19 protein-coding genes are annotated in these 22,155 nt (G+C 65.2%); 11 read left to right on the forward strand and 8 right to left on the reverse strand.

What is annotated here, in order from left to right:
* Positions 1–4 precede the first annotated feature (4 nt).
* Genes V7787_RS15600 through V7787_RS15615 form a run of 4 tightly spaced genes read right to left on the reverse strand, consistent with a single transcriptional unit; the run spans position 5 to position 3,863 of the window.
* The gene (locus V7787_RS15600) at positions 5–298 is read right to left on the reverse strand and encodes a DUF202 domain-containing protein (RefSeq protein WP_049586660.1); all 294 of its coding nucleotides are present in this window, start codon (positions 296–298) and stop codon (positions 5–7) included.
* Positions 291–677, reverse strand: coding sequence for a YidH family protein (locus V7787_RS15605; RefSeq protein ID WP_020191763.1), 387 nt, complete (start codon positions 675–677; stop codon positions 291–293). The genes V7787_RS15600 and V7787_RS15605 overlap by 8 nt, the downstream gene beginning before the upstream one ends.
* Positions 677–1,987 (reverse strand): DUF1329 domain-containing protein, encoded by a 1,311-nt coding sequence (locus V7787_RS15610; protein ID WP_104887268.1) that lies wholly within the window; start codon positions 1,985–1,987, stop codon positions 677–679. Before V7787_RS15610 ends, V7787_RS15605 begins: the two co-directional genes overlap by 1 nt.
* 22 nt (positions 1,988–2,009) lie before the next feature.
* Positions 2,010–3,863, reverse strand: a complete 1,854-nt coding sequence (locus tag V7787_RS15615) for a DUF1302 domain-containing protein (protein ID WP_336088586.1) — start codon at positions 3,861–3,863, stop codon at positions 2,010–2,012.
* 215 nt (positions 3,864–4,078) lie between these two features.
* On the opposite strand from V7787_RS15615, the gene V7787_RS15620 reads away from it, so the two are divergent.
* On the forward strand, positions 4,079–5,023 hold the full coding sequence (locus V7787_RS15620; RefSeq protein ID WP_003247253.1) for a LysR family transcriptional regulator: 945 nt from the start codon (positions 4,079–4,081) through the stop codon (positions 5,021–5,023).
* Between the two features lie 12 nt (positions 5,024–5,035).
* On the opposite strand, the gene V7787_RS15625 is transcribed toward V7787_RS15620, so the two are convergent.
* The 3 genes from V7787_RS15625 to V7787_RS15635 form a co-directional block, all read right to left on the reverse strand.
* A complete protein-coding gene (locus V7787_RS15625) occupies positions 5,036–6,289 on the reverse strand; it encodes an MFS transporter (protein ID WP_104887267.1) in 1,254 nt (417 codons plus the stop codon).
* 104 nt (positions 6,290–6,393) lie between these two features.
* Positions 6,394–7,560, reverse strand: a complete 1,167-nt coding sequence (locus V7787_RS15630) for an acyl-CoA dehydrogenase family protein (protein WP_336088587.1) — start codon at positions 7,558–7,560, stop codon at positions 6,394–6,396.
* A 14-nt stretch (positions 7,561–7,574) separates the two neighbouring features.
* Positions 7,575–9,122 (reverse strand): AMP-binding protein, encoded by a 1,548-nt coding sequence (locus V7787_RS15635; protein WP_336088588.1) that lies wholly within the window; start codon positions 9,120–9,122, stop codon positions 7,575–7,577.
* Between the two features lie 245 nt (positions 9,123–9,367).
* On the opposite strand from V7787_RS15635, the gene V7787_RS15640 reads away from it, so the two are divergent.
* From V7787_RS15640 to V7787_RS15655, 4 genes are all read left to right on the forward strand, one after another.
* Entirely contained in the window at positions 9,368–10,150 is a 783-nt protein-coding gene (locus tag V7787_RS15640) for an aldolase (RefSeq protein ID WP_003247249.1), read from the forward strand.
* 44 nt (positions 10,151–10,194) lie between these two features.
* Positions 10,195–11,082, forward strand: a complete 888-nt coding sequence (locus V7787_RS15645; RefSeq protein ID WP_003247248.1) for a dihydrodipicolinate synthase family protein — start codon at positions 10,195–10,197, stop codon at positions 11,080–11,082.
* Positions 11,083–11,231: 149 nt separating this feature from the next.
* Positions 11,232–12,446: a benzoate/H(+) symporter BenE family transporter gene (locus V7787_RS15650; RefSeq protein WP_014591859.1), complete on the forward strand. Its 1,215-nt coding sequence runs from the start codon at positions 11,232–11,234 to the stop codon at positions 12,444–12,446.
* 59 nt (positions 12,447–12,505) lie between these two features.
* Positions 12,506–13,723 carry an MFS transporter gene (locus tag V7787_RS15655; protein ID WP_064492357.1) on the forward strand — a complete coding sequence of 406 codons (1,218 nt, stop codon included), beginning with the start codon at positions 12,506–12,508 and terminating at the stop codon, positions 13,721–13,723.
* A gap of 35 nt (positions 13,724–13,758) precedes the next feature.
* Here V7787_RS15655 and V7787_RS15660 read toward each other — a convergent pair whose 3' ends face one another.
* The gene (locus V7787_RS15660) at positions 13,759–15,069 is read right to left on the reverse strand and encodes a phospholipase effector Tle1 domain-containing protein (RefSeq protein ID WP_064492358.1); all 1,311 of its coding nucleotides are present in this window, start codon (positions 15,067–15,069) and stop codon (positions 13,759–13,761) included.
* Between the two features lie 227 nt (positions 15,070–15,296).
* Between V7787_RS15660 and V7787_RS15665 the strand changes: the two genes are divergently transcribed.
* The 6 genes from V7787_RS15665 to V7787_RS15690 are packed head-to-tail and all read left to right on the forward strand — an operon-like array spanning position 15,297 to position 22,108.
* Positions 15,297–16,256, forward strand: a complete 960-nt coding sequence (locus tag V7787_RS15665) for an AAA family ATPase (protein WP_003247242.1) — start codon at positions 15,297–15,299, stop codon at positions 16,254–16,256.
* Between the two features lie 4 nt (positions 16,257–16,260).
* Positions 16,261–17,205, forward strand: a complete 945-nt coding sequence (locus V7787_RS15670; RefSeq protein WP_014591862.1) for a DUF58 domain-containing protein — start codon at positions 16,261–16,263, stop codon at positions 17,203–17,205.
* Positions 17,202–17,696, forward strand: coding sequence for a DUF4381 domain-containing protein (locus V7787_RS15675; protein ID WP_010953039.1), 495 nt, complete (start codon positions 17,202–17,204; stop codon positions 17,694–17,696). The genes V7787_RS15670 and V7787_RS15675 overlap by 4 nt, the downstream gene beginning before the upstream one ends.
* Entirely contained in the window at positions 17,689–18,765 is a 1,077-nt protein-coding gene (locus tag V7787_RS15680) for a vWA domain-containing protein (RefSeq protein WP_010953038.1), read from the forward strand. The genes V7787_RS15675 and V7787_RS15680 overlap by 8 nt, the downstream gene beginning before the upstream one ends.
* Complete coding sequence (locus V7787_RS15685) at positions 18,762–20,480, forward strand: vWA domain-containing protein (protein WP_064492359.1); 1,719 nt, start codon at positions 18,762–18,764, stop codon at positions 20,478–20,480. Before V7787_RS15680 ends, V7787_RS15685 begins: the two co-directional genes overlap by 4 nt.
* Complete coding sequence (locus tag V7787_RS15690; RefSeq protein ID WP_064492360.1) at positions 20,477–22,108, forward strand: BatD family protein; 1,632 nt, start codon at positions 20,477–20,479, stop codon at positions 22,106–22,108. The genes V7787_RS15685 and V7787_RS15690 overlap by 4 nt, the downstream gene beginning before the upstream one ends.
* Positions 22,109–22,155: the final 47 nt, after the last annotated feature.

Here is a 22,155-nt window from a genome sequence, read left to right on the forward strand (position 1 = left end):
GTGCTCAGCCGCCCTTCGCCAACCGGCACAAGCCTGCCAGTGCCATCAGCCACACCACGCTGCCCAGTGCCAGCACTCCCCAGGGCGCAGGCTGACCGCGCTCGGCCTGCAACATCGCCAGGCCCCGCTCGTAACGCCGTCCCTGGCGAGTCAGCAGCGCCAGCGCGGCCACGCCCGCCAATGTCAGCACGTACACATCGCCCTGACGACAGGCCAACCCCGCCACCACCACCAGCGCCAGCACAGTGCGCCGCCAGGCCAACTCGGTGCGTTCTGCCTGCAGGCCCGGATCACCCATGCCAGCGTGGCCACAGGACCAGACCTGCCAGCAGTACGGCGACCAGGCAGCCCAGCGCCAACAAGGGCACCAGTGCCGGCAACGGCAACGGACGTCGCTGACGCAATGCCCGCTCTACCCGCAGCCAGCGCAGGCAGGCGCCAGCGCTCAGCAATGCACTCAGCAGCATCAGGCCAGCGACCAGCCACAGCCGCAGGGGTGTCTCGAGGACGTGGCCGGCGAAGGTTTCGATGGCGATTGCGCCACCCAGCAGCGCCAGCGCGGTCCGGACCCAGGCCAGGAAGGTACGTTCGTTGGCCAGCGTGAAGCGCGGATCAGGCGCTTCACCCTGCCCCAACAGCCGCCGCGACCAGTCAGGCCGTGGTTCAGGCACGCCCATCAGCGCACACCAAAGCTGCGCAGGGCGCCGGGCGAGAAGTACGAAAGGCTGGTGCGCACATTGAAAGCAAAGGGCCGACGCTGCTCGTTGATCAAGCCCGATGCATGGTAGCGTCCGCTCTTGAGGTCGTAGGTGACCTCCATGGCGTTGACTGCCACCTGGCCGCCGGGGTGAAAGAAACCATGGGCCTGTGAGGTGCGCCACAGCTCGCCACGCGCGTCGTAGCTGTCTGTTTCGAGAATGGCCCAGGTGTCTTCATCCAGGTAGAACCGGCGCTTGGCGTAGATATGCTGCGCCCCGGGCTTCAACGTCGCCTCCACGACCCATACCCGGTGCAGTTCGTAGCGGGTCGGTGCCGGGTCGATGTGGCCTGGCTTGATCAGGTCGGCATAGCGCAGCTCGGGCGATGCCAAGCGGTAACTGTTGTAGGGCACGTGCAGTGTCTGCTTGCCCAGCAGCTTCCAGTCGTACCGGTCCGGCGCGCCATTGAACATGTCGCGGCTGTCGGCGGTCCGCAGGCCGGCGGTGCCTGGGCCGGTGGTGTCATAGGCGATGTTCGGCGCCCGCCGTACCCGCCGCTGGCTGGCACTGTACACCCAGGACAAGCGCGGCTCGGCGACCTGGTCCAGTGTCTCGTGCACCACCATCGCATCACCGGCAAGCCGCGAGGGCGCCGTCATGCGGTAGGTGAAGTAATAAAGTACATTGCCCTCCCCCAGGCGGGCCAAACCTTCGGGCCGGGCCACTTCCTGACGCGCGCTCATCAGCACGAAGCGGCCATTCTTCAGCGGCGTGACGCTGTCGGAGCTCAGGCTGTAACTCACGTTGCGATGCCGGGTCAGGTGGTTCCAGATCACCTCCAGGCCGTTGGTTGGCCGCGGAAAGGCGATGACGCCAGTGAAACCTCGCACACCGTTGCCCTGGTCATCCAGCTGCGCCTGCTCGGCGTTGCGGGCGGCCGATGCCGCGACCGCGTCGGGTACCGCAACACTGCGGTGGGTGGGATACACCGGCAAGCTGAGGCTGGCTGGGAAGCGTTTGAGCAAGGCCACCTGGCCGTCGGTAAGCTGACCTCGGTACTGCCGGTAGTTGGCGGCCGTGATCCGGTACAGAGCCTGCTCATCGGCAAACGGGTCCAGCGGCGTGCCGTTGTCGCCCAGGCGTTGCTGGGCCGCGCTCAACCCACCTTGCCAGGCCGGGATGCGCCCGTCGGGGCTGGCAGCACGCTCGGCCCCCACCGGGGTCAGGTTGTCGGGCAGGCCGGCTGCCGCCAGCGCGCCGCTGACCCAGAACAGACCGATCATCACCATGCGCATTTTCATTGTCATGCCCTCAGAAAGTGACGCCCAGGCTCAGCGAGATGAAGTCCCGGTCGCCGCGGGTGCCATAGTCGCCGTCGATAAAGTCGGTGTACGACACACTCAGGCTGTAGGTGCTGGCGAGCGTCGCATCCAACCCGACACTGATGGCCCTGGAGCCTTCGCTGAACGCCGACCCCTCCACCGGGCCGGTGCCGTGCACGTCATGTGCCCAGGACAGGTTCGGCCGCAGGTCGAAGCCGGCAATCACGTTGGGGTAGGCCCAGGTGGCGCGCAGCCGGTAGCCCCAGGAAAACGGGGTCATGAAGCCTTCGTCGTTGCAATGCTCAGGGGTTTTGGAAATGGCCACGCACACGCTGTTGTCCGCCAGTTCGCCGCTGTTGAACGTGCCCGAGCGCCCGTAACGGGGGCCATAGGCGCCCTCCAGACCGCCGACGTAGGTGGCGCCCGCCTCGCCTATCAACAGCAACTGGTTGGCCCCCATCACCTGGCTGAAAGCGTGAACAGCGGTTACCTGCAACTGGGTCATCTCTTTACGGCGGTAGCCGTCGAACAACGTACTGGCGCTGTCTGGCCGCAGGCCGTCACCCAGCAATGGCGAGCGGCCATCGACGTTCAACAGCGACTGGATGATGTCGGTACCGTTGAGCTGCATGGGCATGTTCGGCCGGTAGCTCAGCTCCCCCTGCAGCGCCGTGCCGGTGCGCAGGGTGGTGGAGAACGAAAGGCCGTAGAGGCGAATGTCCTCGGGGTATTGCACCCGGTACTGCGAGGTACCCAGGCGTAGCGCGCCGACCAGCGACTGGCCTGCGCTGGAACCCAGAAAAGCGGCACAGTCTGCAAGCCCGATAGCGAGGTTGGCGCACAACTGCGGGGCGAAACGGCGGTTGTCGAAATACGGGCTGCTGACCGTACCCAGGTAAGGCGTGCGGCTGTGGTAGTTCGCCGCGTAAGCACCAAACTCGGTGTCCAGCGCCGCCACGTACCAGCGCAGCGAAACGCCCCACTGCCCGCTGTTGCGGGCATCCTGGTCGCTGCCGCGAGGTATGCGCACGCCTTCGCTGGTGAGGTTCACACCGAACGGCGCAAGCCCCGCCACGGCTGTGGGGTTGCCGAGCAATTTGGCGCCCACGTCGAGGCCATCGCACCCATCGGGCAAAAAGTCGTTGTTCGAAAAGAACGTGCCACAGTTGTCGAGCTGGGTCTGTTCCCAGTCCAGCTGATAGAAACCGTCGACCGACAGCGCTTCGGTGAGGTTCTGGGTGAAGTAGAACAGGTTCACCGGCACCAGCGCGTCCTTCACTTCCGAGCCGGGGCGGCGCAAGGCCGCCAGGTTGAAGGGGTTGATGACGTTCAGTCCGCCCTGGATGAAGGTGCTCTCACCCCAGTTGACCACCTGCTTGCCCAGCCTGAGCGAACCCGGTTGGCCGTCGATGTCGTAAAGGTAGTAACCGAAGGCATCGAGCAGCTGGCTGCCTGCGGTCTTGGCTGAGCGCTTGCGGTTGTTGTCCTCGACCTGCTTGAAGCGCTGATCGTGATCACGCAGGGCCGTGTCGTACCAGTAGGTACCGCGAAGGAACACCCCCAGGTTGTCGTGCTTGAGCTCCAGGTCATGGGTGCCTTTGAACACCGCTGAAAACACATCGCCGGAGGCAAAGTTCAGGCGGCCGTCATCGCTGTTGGCGCTGTTGTGCAGGGCCGGGTCAGGGTTGGCAGTCGCAAGGCTGGTACCAAAGGAAAGCGCCGAGTCGAATTGCCCCTCAAGTTCACCCCAGTGAAACTGAGCGGCACCGGCAGATGCAGAAAAAAGTACTGATGAGGCAAGTACCGACAACGGTCCCGAGCGACCGGAAATACGAGATGCCATCACTCTTAACCTCTTATTGTGTTTATTAGAGAGTGAATTGCGAGTTAATGCTTAAGTACGGCGCAAAGGCCTGCAGGCAAGGGCTTGGGTAATTATTCGAACGTTTCTGTTATCCTCGTTTTGCTGCTTACCGATACTAAGTAGGCCACCGGGGCTGAAACAAATAGCGTCTCCCGATGGTTGCCATATCACTTCGGCATAGCCTGAGAATCACGATGACTTTGAAACAGCTGCGTTATTTGATCGCCATTGTCGAAGCCGGCAGTTTTTCCAATGCCGCACGCCAGGCGTTCATCGCCCAACCGGCCTTGAGCCGACAGATAGGCCTGCTGGAGAGCGAACTGGAAATGCAACTGCTGGCGCGCCAGCATGACGGTATCGAACTGACCGATGCCGGGCGGCAGTTGTACGAAGTGGCACGATCGGTCGTGCAGCAGCTCGATTCGGTGAAGGACGAGCTGAAATCCAGCCGCGGCAACCCCAAGGGGCACGTGGCCATCTCGATTCCCGCCACTGCCTCGGCACTGTTGTTGCCGGCCATCATTACCCAGGCCCAGGCACGCTTCCCGGGGATCAAGCTCACCGTATGGGATGGCCTGAGCCGCGAAGGTGGCCAGGCGATCGAGCTGGGCAAGGTGGATTTCGGCGTGGTGCCCAACGCCGAAGAACTTGTCCATGTGGTCGCCGAGCCCGTGTTTTCCGAAGACCTGTACTGGGTCGGCCTGCCTGGGCACGGTCCTGACGAGTCGCCCATTACCTTGGCTGAAGCCGCAGCGAGCCGCCTGGTAATGCCACCCCGTAGCCTGCACTTGCGCAGGCGCATCGAGCAGGCTGCCATGGAGACCGGTGTGACCCTGGACTCCAGCTACGAACAGCAGTCCGCCCCCGGTATCACCAGCCTGGTCCGTGCCGGCCTGGCGGCCACCATCAGCAACTGGCCGCCGCTGCTGGATTTGGCCGCGCCTGCCAGCGCGCGGCTGATAGTGGAACCGCGCATCACCCGCACCATCGCCTTGGCCCACTCGCAGCACAAGCCGCTGTCGTTCGCCGCCGCCTGCATGCGCGACCTGGTGCGCGCACTGCTGGTGGATGCGGTGCGCAGCGAGCGCTGGAAAGGCACCTTGATCGAGCGCGAGGCCCTGGCGGAGCAGAGCCTCTGAGCGCTGTGAACATCACGCCTGGGCTGGCGCAGCCGTGCCAACCTGCACCAGACGTTGCCGGGTTTTCTGCGGGTCCATCCAGGCCAGCCCGATCAGCCCGGCAATCACCAGCACCGCGCCGCACACCAGAAAACCCTGGCCAAACCCTGCCGTGTGCCCGGCCCCGGCGCCCTGCACCAGCAAACCGGTGACCACCGGTGCCGACAGCCCGGCCAACGAGGCGATACCGTTGCCGATCGCCAGAATGCCGCCGCGCTGCCCGCTGGGCGTGAACTCCGCCAGCATGGCAGGCCCCACGGAGTACATCACCAGCGCCAGCCCGCCGCTGAACGTGAGGCTGACGATCCGCTCGACGTTGCTCAGACCCGGCAGAAACAATGCCGCCGACAGCAGCCCGCTGGCGATCAGGCACACGGAAACGAACGCACCGCGCGACCAGCGTGTGGCAACCCCGGCACGCATCATGCGCTGGGACAGCCAGGCCATGAACAGGCTCAGCGGCGTGGTAACCACCACGAACAGGACGAACACCTGGCCGGTCATGATCGGGTCGATACCCAGCCCGGTTTCCAGGTAGCTCGGTACCCAGGTCAGGGTCAATGCCAGGGACCAATTGGCGGCGAAGTGGCACAAGTAGTTGCCCAATACCGTGCGGTCACCGAGCAGCCGTCGATAGGGAACAGGGGCCTGCCCTTCTTCAAGCTGGCCCGGGCGAATGCGGTCGAGGTTGCCCTCGCTGCCCAGCCGCCACCACAGCAAGCACCACACCGCGCCGATCACCGCCAGCACAATGAAGTTCATGCGCCAGCCGTAGTGCACACTGATCCATGGGATCATGGCACCGGCTACCAGCAGCCCCAGCGCACTGCCGGTATGCAACAGCGCCACGGGAAGGTTGCGACGGTCGTTGGGGAACCACTTGTACAAGGCATGTGTAGCCACCGGTGAGGCCGGCCCTTCGCCAATACCCAGCAGCACCCGGCAGGCGACGATCGCCCACAGCGAGCTGACGAACAACATGGGCAACTGGATAAGCGCCCAGAACGCGCCCATGCCCAGCAGCAGGGTGCGGGTTGGCCGGCGATTGGCCATGAAGCCGCCTATCACCGCCGAGATGGCGAAGAACCAGTGCAGTGCGCCCCCTACCAGGCCGAACTCGGCAGGGGACAAGCCCAGTTCCCTGGACATCGGCACCGCCACCAGGCCAATGACCACCTTGTCCAGGAAGTTCACCAGCATCAACAGCGCCAGCAGTACCGCAATCATCCAGGCCGTGCCTGCACGTGCGGGGGTGTCAGTATGAGTCATGATGATCTCTCGTTCTTGTTATTGTCTGGAGAGCCCGGCCGCCACGGGCCGGGCATACCGCGTCATTGCTCAGGCATGAGCACGCCCTTGGCGATGGTGTTGCGCTGGATCTCGCTGGTTCCGGTGAGAATGCGCATCATACGTGTCGCACGGAATATCCACTCCACCGGGTTGCCACGCAGCAGCCCGGCACCGCCGTGTATCTGCACGGCGCGATCGGCGATGCGGAAGGCCGTCTCCGAAACGAACAGCTTGCACATCGGGGCCTGGGTGCGGATATTGCCGCCGGCGTCATTCACCGCTGCCGTGGCGTAGACCATGCTGCGTGCAGCATGCAGCTCGGTGGCCATGTCGGCGATCATGTGGTTGATCGACTGGAACATGGCGATAGGCTGGCCGAACTGCTTGCGCGTGCGGGCATAGTCGATCGAGAGGTTCAGGGCCAGGCCGGCCAGCCCCAGCAAGGTGGGGCAATGCAGCAGGCGATTGAGGGTGATGCGCCCCATCGTCAGCTTGAAACCCTGCCCTTGCTCACCGATGCGGTTGGCCGCCGGCACCCGTACGTCCTCAAGGATGATGTCGCCATGCGCACCACCGCCTGACATGACCGAATAATCGCTTTCAACCCTTACCCCCGGTGCGCTCAGGTCGACGAAGAATGCCGAAATCCCCTGGGCACCGCGCCCGGGATCCGTCACCGCGAGCAGCACGGCGATGTCGGCATAGGGCGCCCCTGAAATGTAGCGCTTGGCGCCATTGAGCACATAGTGTTCACCTTCCCGCCGTGCGGAGGTCTTGATCGCCGTTGCATCAGAGCCGGCTTCGCTTTCAGTCAGGGCGAAGCACACGGCCTTTTCGGCACGGCACACCGGCTGCAGGAACGCCTCGATCTGTGTCGGGCTCGCCACCTTGAACAGATGGCCGATACGGGGCGGCCCGGAAAGCTCGCCGAGAATATGCGGCGCCAGCATCGAGCCGGTGAGCACCGTGGCTTCCTTGACCGCACACAGGTCTGACACGCTCAACCCGGCGCCACCTATCGCCTCGGGCAGCATGATGTTGTAGAAGCCCTGCTCGCACGAGCGCTGCCATACCTGCTGCAGCACCGCCCGCGGGTGCGGCTCTGCCCAACTGAGACCGGCTTGCTGTTCCAGGGGCAGGATTTCGTTGCGAACGAAGCCACTGATGGCCTCGATGATCTGCTGGGCCTTTTCGCTTGGCTGATACATGGTCGTTCCTCGTGTCAGATACGGCGTTCGCTGTTTTGCCAGTAGGCGTCACGGATCAACCGGCGCACCACCTTGCCGTTGGGGTTTTTCGGCAGCTCGCTGACGAAATCCACGGCGCGTGGTTTCTTGAAACCGGCCAGGGCCTGGGCGCAATGTTCGATGACGTCCTGCTCCTGCAGCGCCATGCCCGGCTTGAGCACGATCACCGCCCGCACCGCTTCGCCCCACTGCTCGTCAGGCACCCCCACCACCGCCGCCTCGAACACCTGCGGCATGCTGTAGAGCACTTGCTCGACCTCGCTGGGGTAAATGTTGAAACCACCGGAAATGATCATTTCTTTCTTGCGGTCGACGATGAACACATACCCCTGCTCATCCACCGTGGCCAGGTCGCCAGTCAGGTAGTAGCCGTCGCGCATCACCTCGGCGGTGAGGTGGGGTGCGCGCCAGTAGCCCTGCATGATGTCCGGGCCCTTGACTACGATTTCGCCCACCTCTCCCGGCTGGACGTCCTGGAAGTGGTCGTTCACCACGCGCAGGTCGGTCTCGAAGTAGCAACGCCCGCATGAGGCCAGGCGCCGGTAGTCGCCGCCCTCGCACAAATGGTCCTGTTCGGTCAGGACGGTTACCAGCGAGCAGGTCTCGCCAGCACCGTAACCCTGGGCCAGGATCGGCCCGAATACCTCGATGGCCCGCTTCACCAGCGCTGGTGCCATCGGCGCGGCACCGTACATCACCAGGCGCAAGCTGCTCAGGTCGTAGCGCTCGACATCGGGGAAGTTGACCAGGCGATTGATCATGGCAGGTACCAGGAACAAGCGGGTTACGCCTTCGCGCTGGATGGTCTCGAGCAACAGCTGGTCGTCGTAGCGCTCCAGCAGCAGGTTGCAGGCACCGACCGCCAGCAGTGGCATCAGCTGCATGCCGCTGGCATGGGTGATAGGGCCGACGTGGGCCATGACATCGCCCGGGGCGGCGCGACGGGTAGGGCTGGCGAGGCTCTTGCGGATAAGCGCCTTGCGGTTGCCCACGCTGAGCATCGCAGCCTTGAGCACACCAGAGCTGCCAGAGGTGTAATGCAAAACGGCGAGGGCATCGTCAGGCAGATCGCAGCTGATTGGCTGGCTACTGCCTTGGGCCAGCAATGCGGCATAGGTGATGTCACCGCCCTGCTCACCCAAGGTAACGATCAAGCGTAACGCAGGTACCTCCTGCCTGCGGGCCAGCAACGCCTGGGCGAGTTGCGCATCGGCGATCAGCGCGACACTGCAGGCGTCGTTGAGCACCTGAATCACTTCATCCGGTGCCAGGCGCGCATTGACCGGTACCTTGACCAGGCCGGCCTTGTAGAAAGCCACCTCTGCTTCCACCAGTTCGGCGCGGTTGGGCGCCAGGATGGCGACATGCTCGCCCGTGGCGATGCCCTGTGCCAGCAAGGCCGAGGCCAGCTGGTTGGCCCGCTGTTCGAGCTGAGCGAAGGTCAGCCGGGTGTGGCGGTCGATCACCGCCAGACGTTCAGGCCAGTATCTGGCACTTCGACTGGATAGGGTTCCAAGGTTCACGTTGTTGTTCTCGTCGACGGTTAAGACCCGATCGATGCTAAACAGCGTGAAGCCGGGGCAAGTAATACCAGTTGCGTATGCACGCCATAACAGATTGCGCTGGCACTGATGGGTTGACGCCCTGAGGCAAGGATGACACATCGCTTGCATATGACACTTTGTGTCATTATGATCAACGCCGTGTCCTGGCGTCGCCTCCACGCCGATCAGCCATCCCTAGTCTCAACCCCCTGCAGGTACCGCCCATGACGACCACCATGCACACCCCCAAGGACCAGCTTGTCAAACTCGCCCAGCAACAGATGCTGACGGCGCTGACCGACAACACCTACACCGTGCGACAAAAGCTCGCCCTCACCTGCCGTATCCTGTTCGACGGCGGCCACGACTCTGGCCTGGCCGGGCAGATCACTGCGCGTGCGCAGGAACCTGGCACCTACTACACCCAACAACTGGGGCTTGGCTTCGACGAAATCGCCGCTTCCAACCTGCTGGTGGTGGACGAAGACCTGACGGTGCTGCAAGGCCATGGCATGGCCAACCCGGCCAACCGCTTCCACAGCTGGCTGTACCGCGCCCGCCCCGACGTCAACTGCATCATCCACACCCACCCGCTGCACAGCGCCGCCTTGTCGATGCTGGAAGTTCCGCTGGCCATCTCGCACATGGACCTGTGCCCCCTGTTCGACGACTGTGCATTCCTCAAGGAATGGCCCGGTGTACCGGTGGGCAACGAAGAAGGCGAAATCATCGCGAACGCGATTGGCGACAAGCGCGCAATCCTGCTTTCCCATCATGGCCTGCTGATCGCTGGGCGTTCGATCGAGGAAGCCTGCGTGCTCGCCCTGCTGTTCGAGCGCGCAGCAAAGATGCAACTGCTGGCCATGGGCGCCGGTGACATCCGCCCCATCCCCGAAGCACTGGGCAAAGAGGCCCACGACTGGATTTCCACCCCTAAACGTCACGGTGCTGCCTTCAGCTACTACGCGCGCCGTGCCTTGCGTGCCCATGGCGACTGCCTGGGCTGATCGAAGCTGTACTCTTTCCTCAACAACGGCAAAGGTGCCTGGTCATGTCTACACCTGTAATTCGCGGCGTTATCGGCTACACCATCACTCCCTTCACGGCAGACGGCACACTCGACCTGGATGCCCTGGGCACGTCCATCGATAGCCTGATCGCAGACGGCGTGCACGCCATCGCGCCGCTGGGCAGCACCGGCGAAGGGGCTTACCTGTCCGACAGCGAATGGGAAACCGTGGTGCGCTTCAGCCAGGCACGCATTGCCGGGCGCGTACCCAGCGTGGTCAGCGTCTCCGACCTGACCACCGCCCGCACCGTGCAGCGTGCACGCCTGGCACAGGCCTGCGGTGCTACGGCGGTGATGGTGCTGCCCATCTCTTACTGGAAGCTCACCGAAGCCGAAGTGGTCGCCCACTACAAGGCGGTCGGCGCCGCCATCGACATTCCGATCATGCTCTACAACAACCCGGGCACCAGCGGCACCGACCTGTCGGTGGAGCTGATCCTGCGTATCCTCGGCGAAGTGCCCAATGTGACCATGGTCAAGGAAAGCACCGGTGACATCCAGCGCATGCACCGCCTGTTCACGGCTACAGATGGGCAGGTGGCGTTCTACAACGGTTGCAACCCGCTGACCCTGGAAGCCTTGGTGGCCGGCGCCACGGGCTGGTGTACCGCCGCGCCCAACCTGATCCCGGCACTCAACCTGGCGCTGTGGGACGCCGTACAACAAGGCGATCTGGCCGAAGCCCGTGCGTTGTTCTACCGCCAGTACGAGCTGCTGGAGTACATCACCCGCCGTGGCCTGCCGACCACCATCAAGGCCGGCCTGAAAATGCTCGGCCAGGATGTCGGCGCCCCACGCCTGCCCCTGCAGCCGCTGGATGCGCAAGGCAGCAACCACCTGAAAAACCTGCTGGTGGCGCTGACCAACTGATGCCCAAACCTGCCCGGCAGCCTGTCGCTGTCGGGCAGCCTTTTTCTTCAGGAACAGCCTTGGGCTGCGAACGGGCCAATGACGCTGCAGTCGGATTACCCCTTCGCCGCACAAAACTGCTCCTCATCTGACCATTACCAGAGGCAACCATGGACGCGCCTGCTCAAAGCTCTGCAACCCCGCTCAGGCTGACAGACATCCTTCACCCGGTGATTGCCGGACTCGTTTCGGTGATCGTCAACTACGGCGGCACGTTCATCCTGGTGTTCCAGGCGGCCAAAGTGGCCGGGCTGAGCCCGGAGCTGACATCATCGTGGGTCTGGGCGGTGTCGATCGGCGTCGGCCTCAGCGGCCTGGCATTGTCCTGGTACAGCCGCGAGCCGGTCATCACAGCCTGGTCCACGCCAGCCGCCGCGTTCCTGGTCACCGCCCTGGCCAGCGTGCCCTACAGCGAGGCCATAGGTGCCTACCTGCTGTCGGCCGCCGGCTTCGTGGTGCTGGGGCTGAGCGGGTGCTTCGAGCGGCTGGTGCGCGTCGTGCCCGGCGGCATTGCCGCCGGCCTGCTGGCCGGCATCCTGCTGCAGTTTGGCATCGGTGCCTTTGCCAGCCTGTCGGTCGACCCCACCCTAGCCGGGTTGCTGATTGCAGCGTATGTGGCCTTCAAACGCTTCACCGCCCGTTACGCCGTGGTCGCGATACTGCTGCTGGGCCTGGGGTACCTGTTGCTGCAGGGGCAAGTGGGCCTGACCACGTTGCGGCTGGAATTTGCCTCACCGGTTTTCACCGCGCCCACCTTCTCCCTCAACGCGGCCCTCAGCGTGGCCCTGCCATTGTTCCTGATCACCCTCACCGGCCAGTACATGCCCGGAATGCTGGTGCTGCGCAACGATGGTTTCAAGACCAGCGCCAACCCTATTGTCGCCGTCACCGGCATGGGCTCGTTGCTGATGGCGCCCTTCGGTTCACACGCGTTCAACATCGCGGCCATCACCGCGGCCATCTGCACCGGCAAGGAAGCCCATGAAAACCCGGACAAGCGTTGGGTGGCGGGTATCGCTGCCGGTGTCTGCTACATCCTCGTCGGGGTGTTCGGGGTCACGCTGGCGAGTGTCTTCATGGCCCTGCCGGGCACCTTTATCACCACCCTGGCGGGCCTTGCCCTGCTGGGCACCATCGGCGCCAGCCTGGCCAGCGCCCTGGCCGATGCCCGTTCACGCGAGTCAGCACTGATCACCTTCCTGGCGGCGGCGGCCAACATCAGCCTGTTGGGCATTGGCGGGGCTTTCTGGGGCCTGGTCATTGGTCTGCTGGCCCATGTTGTACTGAACGGTCGCCTGCCCGGTTTGCGCGGCGCCTCCCGCTAAGCGAGCTTTCCACCACCTTGCCGTGCGCCAGGGGCGCACGCTGTTCAACAGGTATCGACATGCCCCACGCTGGCCCCAAGCTGCTGACCCAAATTGCTGCCGTGCACTTCGTCAGCCATGTGCACATCATGCTGATCCCGGCGCTACTGCCCGTGCTACCCGGCCTGCTGGGCGTAGGCTTCGTAGAGCTGGGCGTAGCCCTGGCGGTGTTCAACATCGTCTCCGCGCTGGTACAGGCCCCGCTGGGTTATGCCGTCGACCACTATGGTGCACGTAAAGTGCTCAAGGCCGGGCTGTTGCTGGGCAGCCTCAGCTTCGTGCTGCTGGCGGCCAGCCCCGGGTATGCGGTATTGCTGGTGGCGATGGCCATGGCTGGCCTGGCCAATGGTGTGTACCACCCGGCCGACTATGCGCTGCTGGCCAACGGCATCGAGCCCGCACGCCTGGGGCGGTCGTTCTCTATTCATACCTTTGCCGGTTTCCTCGGTTCGGCCGTTACCCCAGCCGTATTTCTCGGCATCGCCGCAGCGTTCGGCACGCGGGCAGCCCTGGCGGCGGGCGCGGTATTCGGGGTAGCCGCGTTGCTGCTGATATCGATACCCGGCAGCGGCGTGTACCGGGTCGCCAGGCCTGCCAACCCACAAGGCGCAGGCCCGGCCGCAGCAACAGGCCGGGTACGCTTGTTCACACCCATGATCGGCGTGCTGACGGTGCTGTTCATCCTGCTCAACCTGAGCACCAGTGCCATCGAGAAGTTCTCCGTAGCCGCCCTGGTCCAGGGCCAAGGCCTGACACTGGCCTGGGCCAACGCCGCGCTCACCGCTTTCCTGCTGAGCAGCGCAGCCGGCGTGCTGTGCGGGGGCGCTTTGGCCGACCGTACCCGGCGCCATGGCCTGGTGGCGGCGCTGGCCTTCGCGCTGGCGGCTGCGCTGACCGCTCTGGTGGCACTGGGGCTGCTGCAGGGCTGGGCATTGGTGGTCGTACTGGGTGCCATCGGCTTGCTCACCGGGGCCATCGCCCCATCACGGGACATGCTGGTCAAGGCGGCGGCGCCACCCGGGGCCGAGGGCAAAACCTTCGGCCTGGTGTCGACCGGGTTCAACATCGGCGGCGCCATCGGGCCGGTAGCGTTCGGCTGGATGCTCGATCAACGCCTGCCCAACGGGATTTTCATCGCATCGGTGGTGTTCATGCTGCTGACGGTGCTGCTGACCCTGGCACAGGAGACGTATTCAGCCAGAAGGCGCGCGACTGAACAGCTGGCGCGCGCCCTGTAGGCCCGGTGCAGCATTGCCAGGCCAGGATCAGTCATTCATTGCGCCGGGTTGGCATGCACCACGCGCCCGCCTGCCCCCGGCCGATTGACGAACAGCACATCCAGTACACTGTTGCGCAAGCCCTTCAGTGCATTCCAGTTCGCTGACGCATGCACGTATCTGTCGCGCAACAGCCGCTGTTCTTCCTCGCTCAACCCCACCTGGCCAGTTTCCCCCAAGGCAAAGGCATGCAATTTGCGGCTGATGCCCGACAACTCATCCGGCAGCCAATGCTCAGCCTGCGCCCCCAACGGCGCTAACGGCACACCCGCGCGCACCGCCAACGCCCGCATCACGCTCAAGTACACACGGGACAGGTGCCCCGCCACTTGCCGCTCCCGGTACACCGCCGCATAGACCTGCTTTTGCGCCTCGTCCCGACGCCCACCGGCAATCGGCTCCTCCCAGGTCATCACGCGCGGCCTGGGTTCGCCCATGTCGGCAAACGTCGAAGCCAGCAAGGCACTCACCTTGGCATGGACGCGGCACTGCTCGACACGCGTGCCTGCAGGCACACACTGGGACTGCGGCTTGCACAGCAGCACCTGCTCCAGGAAGGTCTCCGGGTAACCCCCCCCAATATTCGAGTGCACGCCCGGCAGCAGGATATCGTGGCCACTGCGCACCAGCGGGAAGTTATGCCGCCGCTCGTCCTCGGCCACCAGCTGCACCACGTGCCGGGCAATACCCGCACTTAGGCCCAGGCGCAGGCGACCGTGGCGGCCGTCTGCCGGGTCGAAGTCGCCCTGTAACGGCGCGATGATCGCCGCCACGGTGTCGAACAGGCCGATAAAGTTGATCGAGGTTTCGCACGCCACCGACAACAGCCCGCCCGCGCCCTCGTGCAGCAGGTTGGCCAGATGCCGCACCGCCGCCGCACCGCGGCTGAAACCGAAAAGATCGAACTCGACCCCTTCCAGCGTTGCCTGCGGATGCGCCCGGCGCCACGCCTGCAGTTGCTCGGCCATCGCCTGCAACGCCTCGGCAACCCGCGCCTCGGCCCCCGTGCGCCCATGCCCGGTGGCCGAGGCGTAGACATGGTCGGCTTCACCCGCCAGCGTGCCCACGCCTTCCACATAGTGCTTCAAGAACGCCTGCGGCCCCTCGGCATTGGCCGCCTTAGCCGGATACAACGCATGCAACAGGGCCACATTGCTCAAGGCGTTGCCATAGCTGCCGCCCTTGTCGCCCTGCTCACCCATCGTCATGGCATTGTGCTGGTTATTACCGGTGCCATCGAAGAAAACACCAAACCGCAAGGTGATCGGCGTAAGGTTTGGCGTGCTGGCGCTGCTCATTTTCATCATCGTGCCTCCTGCTTGTCCGAAAAGCACAAGCAGGCGCCAGCACGCCGTCACGGAACATCAGGCAATGGCCAGCCATACGTGGGACATTTCTTTGCCCGCATGCCCGGCTGCAACGATAAATTTACCCGCCGCCATTGGTGGTCGCCCCCCCGGATAGATTAAAGTATCCCCCCTTGCCAAGGCTGCTGCCTCACGCCGCCTCAGGCCCCTACCAGGAACCGTCGCCGATGGAACACCGTGAAGCGCTGATCGCGCTGCGCACTTTTCTTTCTACCCAGATCCTAGGCCAGGAGAAACTGGTCGAACGGCTGTTGATCGTGCTGCTGGCCGACGGCCACATGCTGGTCGAAGGGGCACCGGGCCTGGCCAAGACCAAAGCCATCAAAGAACTCGCAGAAGGCATCGAAGCGCAGTTCCATCGCATCCAGTTCACCCCCGACCTGCTCCCGGCCGACATCACCGGCACGGAGATTTACCGCCCGGAAACCGGCAGCTTCGTGTTCCAGCAGGGGCCTATCTTCCATAACCTGGTGCTGGCCGACGAAATCAACCGCGCACCGGCCAAGGTGCAGTCGGCGCTGCTCGAAGCCATGGCCGAGCGCCAGGTCAGCGTGGGCCGCAGCACCTATGACCTGTCGCCGCTGTTTCTGGTCATGGCCACGCAGAACCCGATCGAGCAGGAAGGCACCTACCCGCTGCCCGAAGCCCAGCTCGACCGCTTCCTGATGCATGTAAAAATCGGCTTCCCCGACGCCGCCGTAGAGCGGCGTATCCTGGCGCAGGCCCGGGGTGAAGCCCTGGGCGGCGAGACCAAGCCTGAGCGCCGGGTCAGCCAGCAGGCCATCTTCGCTGCGCGCAAGGAAATCCTTGGCCTGTACATGGCCGACGCAGTGGAGGAATACCTGGTGCAGCTGGTCATGGCCACCCGCACCCCGGCCAAGTTCGACACCGAGCTGGCCGACTGGATCGCCTACGGCGCCAGCCCGCGTGGCTCCATCTCGCTGGATCGCTGCGCGCGTGCCCATGCCTGGCTGGCCGGGCGCGACTTCGTTAGCCCCGAAGACATCCAGGCCGTGCTGTTCGACGTCCTGCGCCACCGCATCATCCTCTCGTTCGAGGCCGAGGCGGCAGGGATTGACCAGGACCGCGTGGTCCAGCGCATCCTCGACGTCGTCGCCGTTGCCTGACCCCATGCCCACTGCGCAGCTGGCCGAACACGGCATCCGCATTGGCCTTGCCGAGCTGATCGACATGCGCCACCGCGTGCGCGAAATCCAGCTGTTTTCCAAGCCCGGCCAGCGCAGCCCGCTAGTCGGTCTGCACCATTCCAGGCTGCGCGGGCGCGGCGTGGACTTCGACCAGGTGCGCGTTTACCAGGCCGGCGACGATGTGCGCAACATCGACTGGCGTGTCACTGCGCGTACCCAGGAGCCGCACACCAAGCTGTTCCACGAAGAACGCGAGCGGCCGATCTTCATCCTCGTCGAACAAAGCCAACGGCTTTTCTTCGGCTCAGGGCTGATGTTCAAGTCCGTGCTGGCGGCCCAGGCTGCGGCGCTGTTCGGCTGGGCAGCGCTGGGCCACAACGACCGCATCGGCGGCCTGGTGTTCGGCGACAACGAACACCACGAAATCAAGCCCCGACGCAGCAAGCAGAGCCTGCTGCAACTGCTCAACCGCTTGGCAAAGGTCAACCAGTCACTGCACACCGAAGCCATACCCGGGGCCGACAGCCTCGGCCTGGCCCTGCGCCGCGCCCGCGAAGTGCTGCGCCCCGGCAGCCTGGCCATCGTGATCTGCGATGAACGCTCGCTCAGCGCCCAGGTGGAACAGCACCTGGCCATGCTCTCACGGCATTGCGACCTGCTGTTGCTGCCGGTATCCGACCCGCTCGACCACGCGTTGCCCGCTGCCGGCCTGCTGCGCTTCGCCCAGCGCAGTGCCCAGCTGGAGCTCGATACTCTCGACGCCAACCTGCGCCAGGCCTACCGCCAGCAGGCCGAAGCCCGCATCGAGCGCTGGGAGCTGATGGCGCAAAAGCTGAGGGTGGTGCTGATGCCTCTGAGCACGCAAAGTGAAATGGTCGAACAACTGCGCGAGTACCTGAACGCCCAGCGGCCACGGAGCGCGTCATGAACCCGCTCGACCAGTTGCACCCACTGATCGCCCCGGCACCGGTCAGCCTGTGGCCACCCGCACCGGGTTGGTGGCTGCTGCTGGCCGTCCTGCCACTCCTGGGCTGGGGCCTGTGGCGGCTGCGCCGCTGGCGCCCGGGCAAACGCCGCATCGTGCGCGCCGAACAACCCCTGGACCCGGTGCGCCTGGAGGCCTTGGCCGAGCTGGCCCGCCTGCCACGCCCGTATGACGGCGCCCCGGCCGGCGCCTGGCTGCAACAGATCAACGCCCTGCTCAAACGCCTGTGCCGCAACCACTACCCAGGCGCCAACAGCCACACCCTCAACGGCCGCGAGTGGCTGGCCTTTCTGGATAACCGCTGCCCGGCCGCCGGCCTGACCCGCTGGATGGTACTGGTAGAAGGCGCCTATAAACCCGAGTGCAAGCTCGACGACAAGGCCATCGCCGGGCTCAGCCAAGCCGTCGAAATCTGGATCCGCAAGCATGTTTGAACTGGCCTGGCCGTGGGTCTTCGCCCTGTTGCCGCTGCCATGGCTGGCGCGCCTGCTGCTGCCCGCTGCCGACAGTGGTGAACCGGTGCTCAAGGTGGGTTTCCTCAACGAGCTGGAAGGCCTGGCCGGGCGCCGCGCAAGGCTCAACCTGCCCACCTGGCGCCAGCAGGCACCGTTCGTCGTCATCTGGCTGTTGCTGCTGTGCGCCGCCGCGCGCCCGCAATGGCTGGGCGAACCGGTGCCGATCGCCGCCAGCGGCCGCGACCTGCTGGTGGCAGTGGACGTGTCCGGGTCGATGGACTTCCCCGACATGCAGTGGCAGAACGAGGACATCAGCCGCCTCGACCTGGTCAAGGCGCTGATGGGCGACTTCCTGCAAGACCGTGAAGGCGACCGCGTGGGCCTGATCCTGTTCGGCAGCCAGGCCTACCTGCAGGCGCCGCTCACCTTTGACCGGCGCACCGTGCGCACCTTCCTCATCGAGGCGCAGATCGGCATCGCAGGCAAGAACACCGCCATCGGCGACGCCATTGGCCTGGCGGTCAAACGCCTGCGCGAACGCCCGGCACAAAGCCGGGTGCTGGTGCTGATCACGGACGGCGCCAACAACGGCGGGCAAATTCACCCGCTGACAGCCGCCCGCCTGGCGGCCCAGGAAGGCGTGCGCATCTACACCATCGGTATCGGCGCCAACCCCGAAGCCAGTGGCACCCCAGGCCTGCTCGGCCTCAACCCGAGCCTGGACCTGGACGAAGCCGCGCTCAAGGAAATTGCCGACATCACCCACGGTGCCTACTTCCGCGCCCATGACGGCGCCGAACTGGACGCTATCGGCGATACCCTCGACCAACTGGAGCCAGTGGCCCAGCAACCGACCCAGGCGCGCACAGCCCAGGCCCTGTACGCCTGGCCCCTGGCGCTGGCGCTGCTGCTCAGCGTGCTGCTGGTGGTAGCCGTGCAGTGGCCCGACAACCTGTTGCAGCGCCTGCTGCGCAAGCCGCGCTTCCTGCAGCCGCACCCGGAATGGCGCCAGCGCTTGAAGCGCCTGCGTTTAAGGAGGCGGCGATGATCGACTTGTGGCCCCAATGGTTGCGCCCGCTCTGGCTGCTGGCGGTTCCCGTGCTCGGCTGGCTGCTGTACAAGCTGTGGCACCGGCGCAAGCGTGCCGGGCGCTGGCAGATGATTCTGCCGCCCGCCTTCCATGGTGTACTGCTGGGTGGCGGCAGTGGCAGCACCAGCAAACTGCCGTGGGTGGCGCTGGGCCTCGCCTGGTTACTGGTGATCCTGGCGCTGCTCGGGCCCAGCTGGCAGCGGCTGGAAGAAAGCCGTCAGCGCCCGGCCGACCCCCTGGTGATCCTGCTCGAACTGACCCCGCAAATGCTCGCCGAGGACAGCCCGCCCAACCGCCTGGAACAGGCCCGGCGCAAGATCCTCGACCTGCTTGAACACCGCCGCGACAGCCAGACGGCGCTGGTGGTGTATGCCGGCTCCGCGCACACCCTGGTGCCGCTGTCTGACGACCTGGCCACCACCCGCAATTTGCTTGAGGCCATCGACCCGTCGATCATGCCAAAACCCGGCCAGCGTGCCGACCTGGCCGTGCAAAAAGGCCTGGCGCTGCTGGCCCAGAGCGGCCTCGGCCAAGGCCGCCTGCTGCTGGTAGGCTCGGCGCTCAGCGCCGCCGAGCGCCAGGGCATCACCCAGGCCCTCGGCCGCCAAGGCCCAAGCCTGCTGATGCTGGGCATCGGCAGCCGCGAAGGCGCCCCGGTGCGCCAGGCCAATGGCGAATACCTTAAAGACGACCAGGGCGGCATCCTCTTGCCTCGCCTGGACAGTGCCAGCCTGAAGGGTTTTATCAGCGGCACAGGCGGGCGCTACCGGCACGCCCGCATTGACGACCTCGACCTGCGTGGCCTGGGCCTGTTCGACAACCCGCGGAGCGGGCGCAATGACGGCCAGACCCTGCAACTGGACAGCTGGGCCGACCAAGGGTACTGGCTGCTGATTCCGTTGTTGCTGCTGGCCGCCTGCGCCGGCCGGCGCGGCTGGCTGTTCTGCCTGCCGCTGCTGCTGGCCTTGCCGCAGCCTGGCCATGCTTTCGAGCTCAACGACCTGTGGCTGCGTCCCGACCAGCAAGGCCAGATGCTGCTGGAGCAAAACCGCCCGGCCAGCGCTGCGCGTCACTTCCAGAACCCGCAATGGCGCGGCATGGCCCTGTACCAGGCCGGCGACTATGCCGGTGCCGCCGAGGCATTTTCCCAAGGCGACACTGCAGCAGCCCACTACAATCGAGGCAATGCCCTGGCCCGCAGTGGCGAGCTGGAAGCCGCCCTGGATGCCTACGAGCAAGCCCTGGAGCGTCAGCCCGACCTGCAGGCCGCGCTGGACAACCAGGCGCTGGTGCAGCAACTGCTGCAACAACGTGAAGCCAAGGCCGAGGAACAACCACCCGGCAGCGATGCCCAAGACACGCCCGGCAGTGAAACCGAAGGCAACAGCAGCTCGGCCAGCAGCCCGGCCCAAGGCACACCCGGCGACGACCAACAGGCCAGCTCCGAACAACCCGGCGAAAGCAGCAGCAACAGCCAGGCCGCACCCGGCAACCAGGCCGGGAGCGACGACAGTGTCATCCAGCCGCCACAGCGCCCGGTGTCGACCAGCCTCGACGGCGAACAGCGCCAAGCCCTGGAGCAATGGCTGCGGGAAATCCCCGACAACCCGGCAGAGCTGCTACGACGCAAATTCTGGTATGAACAGCAATTGCATCAGGAAAAATCACGATGAGTCGCTTCGGCGTCCTTCTCCTCACCCTGCTGTGGGCCGTGCTGGCCCAGGCCGAACCGCTGCTGCAGGCCAGCGTCGACCGCACCCGCCTGGAAGCTGGCGAAAGCCTGGAACTGACCCTGGAAAGCCAGGACGTCACCCAGTTCGGCAAGCCCGACCTGCGCGCCCTGGAAGGTGACTTCGAAGTGCGCGGCACGCGACAGCTGAACAGCCTGCACACCCTGGACGGCGAAACCCGCGCCAGCACCCGCTGGATCATTACCCTGCTGCCACGGCGCAGCGGTACCCTGCGCATCCCCGAGCTGCGGCTGGGCCAGTCGCACAGCCAGGCCATCGAACTGCAAGTGCTGCAGGCCGATGCCAGCCGCCAGGACAACGCTCAGGTATTCATCGAAGCGACCCTCGACAGCCAAGACGTCTATGTCCAGGCCCAAGCCGTGCTGACCCTGCGCATCTACCACTCGGTAGCGCTGTACGACGACAGCAGCCTCAGCCCCCTGCAACTGGAGAACGCCAAGGTCGAGCCGTTGGGCGAGTCGCGCACGTATGAAAAGGAAATCAACGGCGTGCGTCATGGCGTGATCGAAACCCGCTATGCGGTGTATGCCCAGCAAAGTGGCACCCTCGACATCCCGTCACTGACGTTCACCGCCACGGCAGCTGCCAGCAGCGACGAAGCAGCGCAGGCCAATGGCACGGCCCGCGCCGGCCACCAGGTGCAGGTCAGCTCGCTGCCCTTGCGCCTCACGGTACGGCCGATTCCGGCAGCCTGGCCGGCTGACTTGCCGTGGTTGCCAGCCAGCAGCCTGACCCTGGAAGAGCACTGGAGCCCCGACCCGGGCAGCCAGCAGGTACAGATTGGCGACTCGCTGACGCGCAACATCACCTTGCGTGCCGAAGGCTTGTCCAGCACCCAACTGCCGCCGCTGCCGGCTACGGAGATCATCGGCCTGCGCCGCTACCCTGACCAGCCGCTGCTGCGCAACGAAATCAGCGAACGGGGCATGACCGCCAACCGCGAAGAGCGCGAAGCCCTGGTGCCGACCCACAGCGGCACGCTGGCCTTGCCGGCGCTGGAAGTGGCCTGGTGGAACACCCGCGAAGACCACCTGGAGCACAGCAGCCTGCCGGCGCGCACGCTGAACGTGCTGGACAACCCGGCACTGAGCGCCGACACCCCGGTGGGTGACAACAGCAGCGCCAGCACCCTGCTGTGGCCCTGGCAGCTGTCCACACTGGTGTTTGCCCTGACCACCGTGCTGGGCTTTGCCCTGTGGTGGCGCGCCCGTTCGCGGCCAGCGGTGCTGCGCACGGCGCAGAACGGGCCAAGCCCACGCACCTTGCTGGACGACCTCAAGCGCGCATGCCAGGCCAACGACCCCCAGGCTACGCGCCAGGCGCTGGATGCCTGGGCCCGGCAGCAACCGGAAACCCTGGCCGAGATGGCGGCGCGCTTCGTGCCGTTGTCGGATGCGCTGGATGGTTTGAACGGGGCGTTGTATAGCGAGAGCGGGCAGTATTGGCAGGGGGAGGATTTGTGGCGGGCGATTGGTACCATTCCGCCAGCTGAGCAGGTGTTGCTGCCGACGGGCGAGAGCGGCAGCTTGCCGCCGCTCTATCCCAAGTAGGCCAGCAGGTGTTCGCCATAAGGTTTTCAGCGCCTGTCACAGGCGCT

It is taken from the genome of Pseudomonas sp. CGJS7, from assembly GCF_036961695.1.

Coding starts and splice junctions, on each gene's coding strand:
- V7787_RS15680 (WP_010953038.1), top strand. CDS start 17,689: ATGTTTGAACTGGCCTGGCCGTGGGTCTTCGCCCTGTTGCCGCTGCCA.
- V7787_RS15600 (WP_049586660.1), bottom strand. CDS start 298: ATGGGTGATCCGGGCCTGCAGGCAGAACGCACCGAGTTGGCCTGGCGG.
- V7787_RS15625 (WP_104887267.1), bottom strand. CDS start 6,289: ATGATTGCGGTACTGCTGGCGCTGTTGATGCTGGTGAACTTCCTGGAC.
- V7787_RS15670 (WP_014591862.1), top strand. CDS start 16,261: ATGCCCACTGCGCAGCTGGCCGAACACGGCATCCGCATTGGCCTTGCC.
- V7787_RS15665 (WP_003247242.1), top strand. CDS start 15,297: ATGGAACACCGTGAAGCGCTGATCGCGCTGCGCACTTTTCTTTCTACC.
- V7787_RS15620 (WP_003247253.1), top strand. CDS start 4,079: ATGACTTTGAAACAGCTGCGTTATTTGATCGCCATTGTCGAAGCCGGC.
- V7787_RS15605 (WP_020191763.1), bottom strand. CDS start 677: ATGGGCGTGCCTGAACCACGGCCTGACTGGTCGCGGCGGCTGTTGGGG.
- V7787_RS15655 (WP_064492357.1), top strand. CDS start 12,506: ATGCCCCACGCTGGCCCCAAGCTGCTGACCCAAATTGCTGCCGTGCAC.
- V7787_RS15675 (WP_010953039.1), top strand. CDS start 17,202: ATGAACCCGCTCGACCAGTTGCACCCACTGATCGCCCCGGCACCGGTC.
- V7787_RS15640 (WP_003247249.1), top strand. CDS start 9,368: ATGACGACCACCATGCACACCCCCAAGGACCAGCTTGTCAAACTCGCC.
- V7787_RS15610 (WP_104887268.1), bottom strand. CDS start 1,987: ATGGTGATGATCGGTCTGTTCTGGGTCAGCGGCGCGCTGGCGGCAGCC.
- V7787_RS15660 (WP_064492358.1), bottom strand. CDS start 15,069: ATGATGAAAATGAGCAGCGCCAGCACGCCAAACCTTACGCCGATCACC.
- V7787_RS15630 (WP_336088587.1), bottom strand. CDS start 7,560: ATGTATCAGCCAAGCGAAAAGGCCCAGCAGATCATCGAGGCCATCAGT.
- V7787_RS15690 (WP_064492360.1), top strand. CDS start 20,477: ATGAGTCGCTTCGGCGTCCTTCTCCTCACCCTGCTGTGGGCCGTGCTG.
- V7787_RS15645 (WP_003247248.1), top strand. CDS start 10,195: ATGTCTACACCTGTAATTCGCGGCGTTATCGGCTACACCATCACTCCC.
- V7787_RS15650 (WP_014591859.1), top strand. CDS start 11,232: ATGGACGCGCCTGCTCAAAGCTCTGCAACCCCGCTCAGGCTGACAGAC.
- V7787_RS15685 (WP_064492359.1), top strand. CDS start 18,762: ATGATCGACTTGTGGCCCCAATGGTTGCGCCCGCTCTGGCTGCTGGCG.
- V7787_RS15615 (WP_336088586.1), bottom strand. CDS start 3,863: ATGGCATCTCGTATTTCCGGTCGCTCGGGACCGTTGTCGGTACTTGCC.